Raw genomic sequence first — 11942 nt, forward strand, 5'->3', positions numbered from 1 at the left:
GAACCGCGATAGCCTGGAGAAATGGTGCGGGTACTCGCGGTGGCCGACGAGGTGGTCGACACGCTCGCCTTCGGCATCGGAATCGAGGGACGGCCCGAGCTCATCCTGGGTGCGGGCGATCTCCCGTTCGATTACCTGGAAACCCTCGCAGCACTTTACGACGCCCCGTGCGTCTATGTGCCCGGCAACCATGACCGGGATCTCCGCGGATACCGACGCGGCCGCAGCGGCTGGACCATGGCCGGTCTGCCCGCGGGCGACCCGGGCCCGCGGGGAGCGATCAATGCCGACGCCCGCACGGTGACCGTCGCCGGACTGCGCATCGCCGGACTGGGCGGCAGCGTCCGCTACAACGGTGGCCCCAACCAGTACACCGAGGTGGCTCAACGTTGCCGGAGCACGAAACTGCGCGTGGCCACCGGTTTACGACACATCCGGCCCGACATCCTGCTCACGCACAGCCCCGCACGCGGCATCGGCGACGACACCGACGGCCCACACCGCGGCTTCGCCTGCTATCACGGTCTCGTCGACGCCCTCGACCCGGCGCTGCTGGTACACGGACACATCCACCCGCACGGCAGCCGACCACCGGACCGAATGATCGGCGACCACACCATCTCGATGAACGTGGTGGGCTATTGTCAGTTCGACATCGAGCCCGGCAGCCAGGATTTCACCATCGTGAGACGACGATATGGCGCGTGACACCGGATTCCCGGACGCGGACGCACAAAACGACTTCGCGCGTATGCGACGCCAGGCCGAACTCGCCCGCCTGACACACTGGTTCACCCGAGCGCCCAACGACGTCAACACCATCCTCCCGTTCGACGAGGTGGTGGCCGCGCTCGGCCGCACCGGTGAGACCGCACTCGGGTTGCAGCAGGTGGAGGTCGCCTCCATCGTCGGAAGCGTCGACCGCACCAAGGATTTCGACAAGTACTTCCGGCCGACGTCGTCCCGTATCCGCGAACGTTGGCAACGACTCGCTGCCGCACAGCGCCGGGGCGCATCACTACCCCCCGTGCAGTTGTACCGAATCGGCTCGATGCACTTCGTCGTCGACGGACACCATCGGGTCTCCATCGCGATCGCACGCCATCTGCACACGATCGACGCATATGTGACCGAGATCCACACGCGCATTTCGCCCGACGACATCAATGCGCCCTCCGACCTGGTTCTCAAGGATCATCGCCGGCTGTTCCTGGCTCGCGTGCCGCTGGTGGGTTCGCAGGCCGATGCGATCCGGCTCAGCGATCCCTTCGACTACGCCGAACTCGCCGAAGCGGTGGAGGCGTGGGGATTCCGGCTCACCCAGGAGGTCGGTGACTACCTCGGTCGCTCGGAGGTGGCGCGCCGCTGGTTCGGTGAGGAGTTCCTGCCGGTGGTCCGGATGGCACGGCGGGCCGAGGTGCGCCCCGAGATCGAGAGTGACGCCGAACTCTACATGTGGCTGGCCGGCGAACGGTATCGCCTGGTCCGCAAACACATATGGGACGACAACATCATCCACGAACTGCGCGACACCCCTCGTCGCCGCAGGCGGTAGCGCACACCCGCGCGCCCGCCGCCCCGCGGCCGGTCAGTGGCGACGGCGCAGCGACGCTCCCGACTGCTGATCGAACACGAGCACGCGCGAGGGCTCGTAGAACAGTTCGAGCTGCGAACCACGCGACGCCGTCGATTCCGGGGACAGCCGCGCCACCATCTCGCCGGTGCCGAAATCGGTTCCCGCATCGGCCGACAACTCGGCCAGAGCGTCGTTGGACGCACCGCCGGAATCGAGCGTGAAGTACGCGAACTTGTCCGAACCCATCGATTCGAGAACGTCGACGGTGGTGCTGAACGTGGCGCCACCCGAACGCACCGACGACTCCACCAAGGCGGCATCCTCGAGTTGCTCGGGCCGAATGCCGATGAGCACCTCTCCGGTGGAGCCCGCTTCCTTTGCGGCGGCGGCGATCTCGCTGTGGTCGGTCAGCGTCAGGGTGCCGATCGGGGTGTCGATCGAGTCCGCGGTGAGTTTGCCGGGCAAGAAATTCATCGCCGGGCTGCCGATGAACCCGGCGACGAACACGTTGACCGGATCGGAGTAGAGCTCCTGCGGGCTGCCCACCTGCTGGATGTAGCCGCTGCGCATCACCACCACACGATCGCCGAGCGTCATCGCCTCGGTCTGATCGTGCGTCACGTACACGGTGGTGGTGTTCAGTCTGCTCTGCAGGCGTGAGATCTCCGCGCGCATCTGCACGCGCAGCTTGGCGTCGAGGTTCGACAACGGCTCGTCCATCAGGAACGCCTTGGGGTGACGCACGATCGCACGCCCCATCGCGACACGCTGACGCTGGCCGCCGGAGAGGTTGGAGGGCTTGCGATCCAGGTACGGTCCCAGGTCGAGGATCTTGGCCGCCTCATCGACCTTCTCCGCGATCTCCGCCTTCGACAGCTTCGCCAGCGTCAGCGGGAACGCGATGTTCTCACGCACACTCATGTGCGGGTAGAGCGCATAACTCTGGAACACCATCGCGATGTCGCGGTCTTTGGGCGCGCGTTCGTTGACCCGCTCGCCGCCGATGCGGAGTTCGCCGGAGCTGATGTCCTCGAGGCCCGCGATCATGTTGAGCGCCGTGGACTTTCCGCAACCCGACGGACCGACGAGGATGATGAACTCGCCGTCGGCGATCTCCAGGTTGAAGTCGTGCACCGCGGTGGTGCCGTCCGGGAACTGTTTGGTGACGTGGTCGAGCACGATGTCTGCCATGGGACTATCCCTTCACCGCGCCGGAGGTCAGCCCGGCCACGATTCGACGTTGGAAGAACAAGACAAAGATGATGATCGGGATGGTGATCACCACCGCGGCGGCGGCGATCGATCCGGTGGGTTCCTCGAACTGGGAACTGCCGGTGAAGTTCGCGATCGCCACGGGTGCGGTGATCGCTCGTTCGGTGGACGTCAGCGACAATGCGAGCAACAGGTCGTTCCAGGCGAAGATGAACACCAGGATGGCCGCGGTCACCACGCCGGGTGCCGCCAGCGGCACGATCACCTTGCGGAACGCCTGCGACGGTGTGGCGCCGTCCATCTTCGCCGCCTTCTCCAGCTCCCACGGGATCTCCCGGAAGAAGGCCGAGAGCGTGTAGATCGCCAGCGGCAGCGCGAAAGTGATGTACGGCAGGATCAGGCCGATCCAGGTGTCGAAGATGCCCAGACGCCGCTCGATGTTGAACAGCGGTGTCACCAGCGAGATCTGAGGGAACATCGCGATCAGCAGTGCAGCACCGATGAGTGCCTTCTTGCCCGGAAAGTCCAGGCGCGCCACCGCGTAGGCGGCCATCGTGCCCAGCGTGACCGCGATGAGCGTGGTGATCAGCCCGATGCCGATGGAGTTGCGCAAGGCGCTGGTGAAGGCGCTGGTGTCGAAGATGCCCGAGTAGTTCGAAAGCGTCCACTCCTTCGGGATGAAATTCCCGTCGGTCACGCTCGACGGCGGCTTGAACGACAAGCTGATGATCCACAACAGCGGAATGAGCGCGTAGAGGACGACGACGACGTTCGCGATCGTCCACCAGAACTTGGATTTGGCGGTGGTGCGCACGACGACCTACCTCTCGACATTCTCGGAGCCGGGCGCCGCGGTGCCGAAGCCCTTGATGAACACGAAGGCGATGATCGCCACACAGAAGAAGATCAGGATCGAGATCGCAGACCCCACACCGAGGTTGAACGCACGGAACAGGTTGTTGTAGCCGAGCATCGACACCGAGCCGGTGTTGTTGTTACCCGCGGTGAGCACGTAGATGTTGTCGAAGATGCGGAACGCGTCGAGCGTACGGAACAGCAACGCCACCAGGATCGCCGGCTTCATCAGCGGAATGATGATGCGCCACAGTCTCGTCCACGCTCCCGCACCGTCGACCTCGGCGGCCTTGAGCATGTCGTCGGGCACCAGCGCGAGTCCGGCCAGAAGCAGCAGCGCCACGAACGGCGTTGTCTTCCACACCTCGGCGAGGACGATGATGCCCAGCGACGGCCAGTGCTGGGTGAGCGGCGCAGACCCGTCGGGTAAGAGGTTCGCGAGGTAGCCGGTGCCCGGCGTCCACGCGTAGTACCACGAGAACGCGGCCGCGACCGTCACGATGCCGTACGGAATCAGCACCAGGGTGCGGATGGTGCCGCGCCCGAAGATGGTGCGGTGCATGACCATCGCGAGGGCGAAGCCCAGCACGAACTCGATCGCCACCGACACCACCGTGATGCCGACCGTGACGAAGAACGCCTGCCACCAGAAACTGTCGCCGAGCACCGTCACATAGTTGCTGAACCAGACGAACTCGCGTTCACCCGGCGCCGACAGGCTCGACTTGTTCAGCGACAGCCAGAAGGCGTAGACGATGGGGTATCCGGTGACGACGAGCATCAGGAGCACGGCCGGCGCGATCAGCCAGAAGGCCAGTCGCCGTTCCTCCTTCTTGCCCTCGCTGATCGCCTTGGTCTTCGGTTCACGCAGCGCGGGCTGCTTCCGATCGGCGGTGGCGGTGGCAGTCGCGGCGGGTGCGGACACCGCGGGCGACGCGGCAGACGCGGGCGACACGGCCGATCCCGCGGTGCTCACCCGTTCGGGCGGTGTCCACGCATCCGAATGCACGGTCTCGCCATAGGAACCCGGACCACCCTGCGTCGGGGCGTCGTTGTCGACTGCGCCGTCATCGGAGGGCAGCGCGTGCCTGCCGTGCGGGCGCTCCTGCGGATCGTCACCAGGAGACTGGCCTTCACCGGTCGTCATGGAATCAGTCCCTTTCCGTCGATGGCGTTTTGTACCGCCTTGGCGAGCACATCCACCTGGGTTTCGGGATCCCACGAACCCACCGGCGACAGCTTCGCCTGCAGCAACGTGGAGATCGCCTGATAGTCGGGAGATTTGGGACGCAGTGCCGCATGCTCGGGCTCGAGCTGCCGCTTGATCTCATCGGCCATCGGATAGGCGGCGCGGAAGTCCGGGTCGTTGTAGAGCGACGCGATGACCGGCGGTGTGCCCGCGTCGATCGAGTAGAACTTCTGCGCCCGCTCGTTGGTGATGCACATCGCCGCCTGGAACGCGAGATCCTTCTGCTGCGAGGTGGTGGCCACCGCGACGTTCAGACCGCCCAGGGTGGTCTTGGCGGGCAGCCCGCCGCCGACACCCGGATACGGAGCGAAGTTGAACTTGGTGCGCACCAGATCGTTCACCGGTGCCAACTGGGCGTCGGTGGGCGGATTGTCGCTGTTGGAGATCAGGCTGTTGTACCTGGTCATCTCGGGTAGGAACGGGACGCTGCCCGCGGCCGAGTTCTCCCGCATCGACGCCAGCACGAACGGCCAGTTGACCTGGTAGATGGCGCGACCGGACTCCATACCGAGACGGGACGCCCCCTCGTCGGAGTTGGTGAGCGAGGGATCGGCACCCGGTGCGGTCGCGATCAGCTTCAGGATCTGCAGCGCCTTGACCGTTGCCGCGCGGTGCTCCGGGGTGTCGTTGAGGGTCTGCTTGTTCGGGTCGTCGGGGCTCACCACGGAACCGCCCGCACTGGCGAGCACGGAGTTGAACCAGACCATCAGGCCCTCATACTGCCTGCCCTGCACCATGATCCAGCTCGGACCGCCCTTGGCCAGGCTCCGGGTGGCGTCGGCCACCATGCCCTCCCAGGTGTCGGCGGGGGTTGATTTGCCGAGTGTGTCCTGCAGGACGTCCTTGCGGTACCAGAGCAACTGGGTGTTGGTCCAGATCGGGATGGCGTACAGATGACGTTCGTCGTCCGACGGGGTCTTCCAGATGGCGGTCTCGAGTGGGCCGCCCAGCGTGCGGGCGGTGACCTCGGTGGCGTACTTCTCCGGCACCGGCTCCACCCAGCCCGCATCGGCGAACTCGGCCGTCCACACGACGTCCATGCCCATGAGGTCGAGGCTCTTGTCGTTGCCCGCGAGTCGCCGCGCGAGCTGCAGGCGCTGGTCGTCGGCGGACTTGGGCAACGGCGTGGTGACGATGCGGTATTTTCCGCCGGATTCCTGTGAGCACTTGTCGGCCATCGAGGCGATCGACGTGGCACCGTCGGCGGGCGGATACAGATTGAGCACGCCGGCGGTGTACCCGGCGCCGCAGGCGCTGACGAGCGGGATGCCCGTCGCCATGGCGGCGAGCGCCACGATCGTTCTGGCCCGGAACCGTCCGGAGCCCTTCCGCTTCTCGCGACGTGTTGCGTCGACCCTGCCGATATCGCTCCGCACGCATCCTCCTCGAAGTCGCACGCAGTTCAGCACACGTCATCGTGTGCCGCTCGGAGGATACGCTAGCCGCGAGTAGACGTGACCCGCAACACAATCGGCATACCCGTGCCACATCTCTCGAATCGAGACCGGACCGTGGCCGAAACCGCCGGTGATGCGTTCGGCTGAATCAGGGATTCAGACGGGCCAACATGTCGCGGGCCTTCTCCGCGCTCTTGGGGTCACAGAGCACGTCGTAGCGTCCCGCCACCAACTGCATCGTCGACGCGAAGTCACGCTGGCCGCGGGTCGCCGCGTACGGGATGGTCGTGGAGATCACGCCGAAGATGACGCCGCCGACGAGGCCGAAGATGATGGGTGCCAGCGGATTACCGGTGAACACGATGGACACCAGCAGACCGAAGAACAGACCGAGCCACGCGCCCGACACGATGCCGCCGCCGATCACCTTGCCCCACGTGAGCCGTCCCAAAACCCGCTCCACCTGCATGAGGTCGACACCGACGATGGTGACGTCCTCCACGGTGAAGTTCTCGTCGGAGAGGTAGTCAACGGCGCGTTGCGCCTCGGCGTACGTGGCGTACGAACCGATCGGCCATCCTTTCGGTGGTGTGGGCAGGCCCGGGGTCTGCCGTCCGGGACGCATCGGGTTGGTCATGTCGTGTCCTCCGCTCGCAACTACCCTTACCCCCATGGCGTCGGTGAGCAAGGTGTTCGTGGCCAGATTAGTCGGATTGGTGGTTCTCGGCCCCGACGGCGAATCCATCGGCCGTGTTCGGGACGCCGTTGTCGCGGTGCGTCTACCCGGCCAGCAGCCCCGAGTCCTCGGTCTGGCGGTCGAACTGGCCACCCGGCGACGCATTTTCGTGCCGATGTTGCGGGTCACGGCGATCGATCCGACAGCGGTGACTCTGAACACCGGAAACGTGAGTCTGCGGCGGCTGAATCTTCGCCCGGGCGAGGCGCTTGCGATCGGGCAGATCCTCGAGACGCGCGTGCGCGTCGACGACCCCGATCTCGCCGACCTCGCCGGGATCGACGTCACCGTGGTGGATCTGGGACTCGAGCGCACCCGTACCCGCGACTGGGTGATCTCGCGCGTCGCCGTACGTCCGGTGCGCCGCGGACTGCGTCGCGGCGAGACCCATGTGGTGGACTGGAGTCACGTCCACGGCCTCACCCAGAGCGCTCTGGAACTACCGGGACAGGGTGTCGCACAAGCTTTGTCGCAGTTCGAGGGAATGCGGGCAGCAGATGTGGCCAACGCGCTGCGCGAGTTGCCGCCCAAGCGCCGCGACGAGATCGCGGCGGCATTCCACGACGAGCGGCTGGCCGACGTGCTGCAGGAGTTGCCGCCCGACGACCAGACCGAACTGTTGAATCATCTGGGCGTGGACCGTGCCGCCGACGTGCTCGAGGCGATGGACCCCGACGACGCCGCCGACGTGCTCGGGGAGTTGTCGACGAGCGAGGCCGAGTCGCTGCTGGCCCGGATGGATCCGCAGGAGTCCGAACCCGTCCGCCGATTGCTGATCCACTCCCCCGACACCGCGGGCGGCCTGATGACCCCAGAACCTTTGATCGTCACCGCAGCCACCACGATCGCCGAGGCGCTGGCACGGGTGCGTGACCCCGACGTCACCCCCGCCGCGGCCAGCATGATCTTCGTGGTGCGGCCACCGACGGCCACGCCGACGGGCAAGTATCTGGGGTGCGTCCACCTGCAGGCGCTGCTGCGCGAGCCGCCGGCCAACATTGTCGGCGGCATCCTGGACACCGACCTCGCGATGCTCAACCCGGAGGACTCACTGGAAACCGTGACACGGTACTTCGCCACCTACAACCTGGTGTGCGGTCCCGTGGTCGATGACGGAAACCATCTGCTGGGTGCGGTCAGCGTCGACGACCTACTCGACGAGTTGCTGCCGCGCGACTGGCGTGAGACCGAACCCGACGACGTGGATGAAGCCGAGTCCGACGCGGGCTCAAGCGGAACCCCGGAGGTGCGCACATGAGCGATCAGAGTGGGCGCCGCCTCGACACCCCCCGGGACCGTCGTCGGCCCTCGATCCACGTCGACACCGATCTCATCGGCGTGTACGCCGAGCGCATCGCCCGGTTCCTGGGAACCGGGCGCTACCTGGCGATCCAGACCGTGATCGTGATCGTCTGGATCGCCATCAACCTCAGCTGGGTGGCGCTGCGTTTCGACCCCTACCCGTTCATCCTGCTCAATCTCGCGTTCTCCACGCAGGCCGCATACGCCGCACCGCTCATCCTGCTCGCCCAGAACCGTCAGGAGAACCGCGACCGCGTCGCGCTCGACGAGGACCGTTCGCGCGCCGCGCAGACAAAGGCCGACACCGAATTCTTGGCCCGTGAGCTCGCCGCCGTGCGCCTCGCCGTCGGCGACACCGTCTCGCGGGACTATCTACGCAGGGAACTCGACGACCTCCTCGACGAGCTGACCGAGCGACTTGAGGCCCGCGCCAACGGGCTGGACGCACCGGCCACCGACCGATCCGTTCAGCGTCACGGACACCCGGAGGATCGTCGGCCCCGGACGCGGTGACCTGCGTAACTCCCACGCTCTGTTGAACGATCAGATGCGTATGGTGAACTCTTGTCGGGTTCCGCATTTGGGACACCCGACCCATATGTATGGTGGGTCACAGTGTGCCGGGGTGATCGCGGTGTCAACAGGTTGCAGTGCTGATCGCCTCCGGACCGCTCGTTACGCGAGTACGGGGGTCCGCGCGGGGTCGTCCGCTTGGTGTGTCGACGGCCGATGTGGGCGACAAGGCGATCACGAGGTGACGGAGTGACGGTGACGGGGTTGGCGACGCGACCGGGAGGTACCGGTCAGACAGGTGTGCGGGCATGAGAGCACCGCGCATCCTGCGCCGCGCCACGGGGCCGCGTCGTCCCGGTATCCCCCGTCGAGTGCTGACCGCGGGCACCGGCGGCACGCTGCTGGCCGCGATGGTGCTGGCCGCGGCGACGTCGAGCGCGCAGGGCGGCGTTCCCACGCCGTCGGCGGCACCGCCGAAACCGGTCGTGCTGGCCGAGGTCGCTCTCGCCGAGCCGGTCGCGCTCCTCGGTTTCGCCCCTCCACCGCAGCGTCCGGCGCAGTCGGTCGCCGACGTCGCGCCGCAGTACCGTGTGGCCGCCGACCTGCCGACCGGCCCCCTGGGCATTCCCGGCATCGTCCTGCAGGCCTACAAGCTCGCCGCCAACCGGATGGCCACCGAGCAGCCGCAGTGCAAGCTGCCCTGGTTCCTCCTCGCGGGTATCGGACGGATCGAATCCAATCACGCGTCGAACGGCTCGGTGGACCAGTACGGCACCACCATCAACCCCATCGAGGGTCCGGTGCTCGACGGCTCGCTGGCCGGCAACGAGGTGATCCGCCACGGCGGCGGATACGCGCGGGCCATGGGGCCGATGCAGTTCATTCCGAGCACCTGGGCCTCGTGGGGGGCCGACGCGAACGGCGACGGCAAGGCCGACCCCAACAACGTTTTCGACGCCACCTACTCCGCCGGCAGGTATCTGTGCGCCGGGTTCGCCGACATCATGACCGACAAGAACAAGGTCGCCGCGGTGTACCGGTACAACCACTCGATGGATTACGTGGCCAACGTCCTCGCCTGGGCGGGCGCCTACGCCACCGGAGTGATGCCGACCAACCCGATTCCCGAGCCCAAGCGGCCCCCCTCCTCGAAGGCGTCGACGTCCAAGCCGTCGGCACCGTCATCCACTCCGGGCACCAGCTCGGACACCTCGTCGACCACACCGTCGACCACCACCCCCACCCAGCAGTGCCTCGGACCGATCTGCCTGCCGCCGGGTATCACCCTGCCCGGTCAGCCGGCACCTGCTCCGGCACCCTCGCCCAAGGCCAAGCAGGCTCCGGGCCCCTCACCCACGCCCACACCGACGCGGTAGGGACGCGGGAGCGCCCGCGATCGGTGCCCCGGCGCCGGCGCTAAGCTGGCGGAGATGACTACCGGAGTGCTTCCCACCGAATCGGCGATCCGTGCCGCACTGAGCAAGGTCAACGATCCCGAGATCGGCAAACCGATCACCGACCTGGGCATGGTCAAGTCCATCGCGGTCAACGACGACGCCAGCGTCGACGTGACCGTGTATCTGACCACCTCGGGATGTCCGATGCGCACCGAGATCTCCGGCCGCGTGCAGGCCGCGGTCGCCGACGTACCCGCGGTCGGCGCGGTCCGGGTGGATCTCGACGTGATGGACGACGAACAGCGCACCGAACTGCGCAAGAAGCTGCGCGGCGACAAGGCCGAACCGGTGATCCCCTTCGCCCAGCCGGGTTCGCTGACTCGCGTCTACGCGGTGGCGTCGGGCAAGGGCGGTGTCGGCAAATCGTCGGTGACCGTCAATCTGGCCTGCGCTCTGGCCGAGAAGGGGCTGTCGGTCGGCGTGCTCGACGCCGACATCTACGGGCATTCGGTGCCCCGCATGCTCGGCAGCGACGCCAAACCCACGCAGGTCGAGAAAATGATCATGCCGCCGAACAGTCACGGCGTGAGGTTCATCTCGATCGGCCAGTTCACCGACGGCAACACCCCGGTCACCTGGCGTGGCCCGATGCTGCACCGTGCGCTGCAACAGTTCCTGGCCGACGTGTACTGGGGCGACCTCGACGTGTTGCTGCTCGACCTGCCGCCCGGCACCGGCGACGTCGCCATCTCGATCGCGCAGCTCATCCCCGGAGCGGAGATCCTGGTGGTCACCACACCTCAGCAGGCGGCCGCCGAGGTGGCCGAACGCGCCGGGGCGATCGCCCTGCAGACCCGGCAGAAGATTCTCGGCGTGGTGGAGAACATGTCGTGGCTCGAACTCCCCGACGGCACCCGGATGGAACCCTTCGGGTCCGGCGGCGGCGAGAAGGTGGCCGAACGGCTCAGCCGTGCGGTGGGCGCGACGGTGGAACTGCTCGGACAGATCCCGTTGGAAACCACCCTGCGCGAGGGCGGCGACAGCGGGGTGCCCGTCGTGTTGTCGGCGCCGGAATCGGCGTCGGGACGTGCCCTGCGCGCGGTCGCCGACCGGCTGGCGGTGCGGCGGCGCGGCCTGGCCGGGATGAGCCTGGGCATCGACACCACCCGACGGGGCTGACCGGCTGGCTTGTGCCGTATTTCGGTGTCACCTGGTGACTCCGATCTACGGCACTAGGGCTCCGACAGCGGTCAGGTGGCGTCCCAGTCGGTGACGTCGTGGCGTCGCCGTTCGCCGCCTCCGGACGTGTCGGTGGGTTCGGTGGTGGGCAACGGCGCCGACACCGGCTTGATGGGCGGTGTGGCCACGCGATCACGGTCGACGGTGGTGGCACTCTCACCGCTGGTGAACACCGAGGTGTCCCCGTCGAAGAGATGCTTGGTGATCAGGGCCTGCGGCGTCATGCCGCGCAGGTCATTGAGATCGGACAGCGGTTTGCGCAGATCGTCGAACTCGGGACCGAGCTCGTTCTTGAGTTGATCGGTGGCGCCGGTCGCGTACTCGCGCGCCTTGCGCAGCGACTGCATGGTCCAGCTCACCGCACCGGGGAGTCGCTCGGGTCCCAGGATGATCAACCCGGCCATCAGCAGCACGAGGATCTCGCCCCAACCGACACTGCTGAACATGGCACTTCCCTGCTCGTCGC

The 11942-nt window shown here is 66.8% G+C and carries 12 protein-coding genes; 6 read left to right on the forward strand and 6 right to left on the reverse strand.

Annotation, left to right across the window (positions count from 1 at the left end; all coding sequences use genetic code 11):
- Positions 1-21: 21 nt before the first annotated feature.
- The gene (locus ACWDTD_RS05195) at positions 22-708 is read left to right on the forward strand and encodes a metallophosphoesterase family protein (RefSeq protein ID WP_449746008.1); all 687 of its coding nucleotides are present in this window, start codon (positions 22-24) and stop codon (positions 706-708) included.
- The gene (locus ACWDTD_RS05200) at positions 698-1555 is read left to right on the forward strand and encodes a chromosome partitioning protein ParB (protein ID WP_449746009.1); all 858 of its coding nucleotides are present in this window, start codon (positions 698-700) and stop codon (positions 1553-1555) included. The genes ACWDTD_RS05195 and ACWDTD_RS05200 overlap by 11 nt, the downstream gene beginning before the upstream one ends.
- Positions 1556-1588: 33 nt before the next feature.
- Here the strand turns inward: ACWDTD_RS05200 and ACWDTD_RS05205 are convergent, their stop codons facing one another.
- The 5 genes from ACWDTD_RS05205 to ACWDTD_RS05225 all read right to left on the reverse strand — a co-directional run bounded on the left by ACWDTD_RS05205 (position 1589) and on the right by ACWDTD_RS05225 (position 6926).
- Complete coding sequence (locus ACWDTD_RS05205) at positions 1589-2767, reverse strand: ABC transporter ATP-binding protein (RefSeq protein WP_449746010.1); 1179 nt, start codon at positions 2765-2767, stop codon at positions 1589-1591.
- A 4-nt stretch (positions 2768-2771) separates the two neighbouring features.
- Positions 2772-3602 (reverse strand): carbohydrate ABC transporter permease, encoded by an 831-nt coding sequence (locus ACWDTD_RS05210; protein WP_449746011.1) that lies wholly within the window; start codon positions 3600-3602, stop codon positions 2772-2774.
- Positions 3603-3608: 6 nt separating this feature from the next.
- The gene (locus ACWDTD_RS05215; protein WP_449746012.1) at positions 3609-4790 is read right to left on the reverse strand and encodes a carbohydrate ABC transporter permease; all 1182 of its coding nucleotides are present in this window, start codon (positions 4788-4790) and stop codon (positions 3609-3611) included.
- Positions 4787-6172, reverse strand: a complete 1386-nt coding sequence (locus ACWDTD_RS05220) for an extracellular solute-binding protein (RefSeq protein ID WP_449746229.1) — start codon at positions 6170-6172, stop codon at positions 4787-4789. Before ACWDTD_RS05220 ends, ACWDTD_RS05215 begins: the two co-directional genes overlap by 4 nt.
- A gap of 265 nt (positions 6173-6437) precedes the next feature.
- The gene (locus ACWDTD_RS05225) at positions 6438-6926 is read right to left on the reverse strand and encodes a general stress protein (RefSeq protein ID WP_449746013.1); all 489 of its coding nucleotides are present in this window, start codon (positions 6924-6926) and stop codon (positions 6438-6440) included.
- A gap of 34 nt (positions 6927-6960) precedes the next feature.
- Here ACWDTD_RS05225 and ACWDTD_RS05230 point away from each other — a divergent pair, with 34 nt between their 5' ends.
- The 4 genes from ACWDTD_RS05230 to ACWDTD_RS05245 all read left to right on the forward strand — a co-directional run bounded on the left by ACWDTD_RS05230 (position 6961) and on the right by ACWDTD_RS05245 (position 11416).
- Positions 6961-8283 carry a magnesium transporter MgtE N-terminal domain-containing protein gene (locus tag ACWDTD_RS05230; protein WP_449746014.1) on the forward strand — a complete coding sequence of 441 codons (1323 nt, stop codon included), beginning with the start codon at positions 6961-6963 and terminating at the stop codon, positions 8281-8283.
- Positions 8280-8840, forward strand: a complete 561-nt coding sequence (locus ACWDTD_RS05235; RefSeq protein ID WP_449746015.1) for a DUF1003 domain-containing protein — start codon at positions 8280-8282, stop codon at positions 8838-8840. The genes ACWDTD_RS05230 and ACWDTD_RS05235 overlap by 4 nt, the downstream gene beginning before the upstream one ends.
- A 308-nt stretch (positions 8841-9148) precedes the next feature.
- Complete coding sequence (locus ACWDTD_RS05240; RefSeq protein WP_449746016.1) at positions 9149-10216, forward strand: lytic transglycosylase domain-containing protein; 1068 nt, start codon at positions 9149-9151, stop codon at positions 10214-10216.
- A 54-nt stretch (positions 10217-10270) separates the two neighbouring features.
- Positions 10271-11416 (forward strand): Mrp/NBP35 family ATP-binding protein, encoded by a 1146-nt coding sequence (locus tag ACWDTD_RS05245; protein ID WP_449746017.1) that lies wholly within the window; start codon positions 10271-10273, stop codon positions 11414-11416.
- A 71-nt stretch (positions 11417-11487) separates the two neighbouring features.
- Here the strand turns inward: ACWDTD_RS05245 and tatB are convergent, their stop codons facing one another.
- A complete protein-coding gene (gene tatB, locus ACWDTD_RS05250; RefSeq protein WP_449746018.1) occupies positions 11488-11922 on the reverse strand; it encodes a Sec-independent protein translocase protein TatB in 435 nt (144 codons plus the stop codon).
- Between the last annotated feature and the right edge of the window lie 20 nt (positions 11923-11942).

This window comes from Gordonia sp. NPDC003425 (assembly GCF_053588635.1).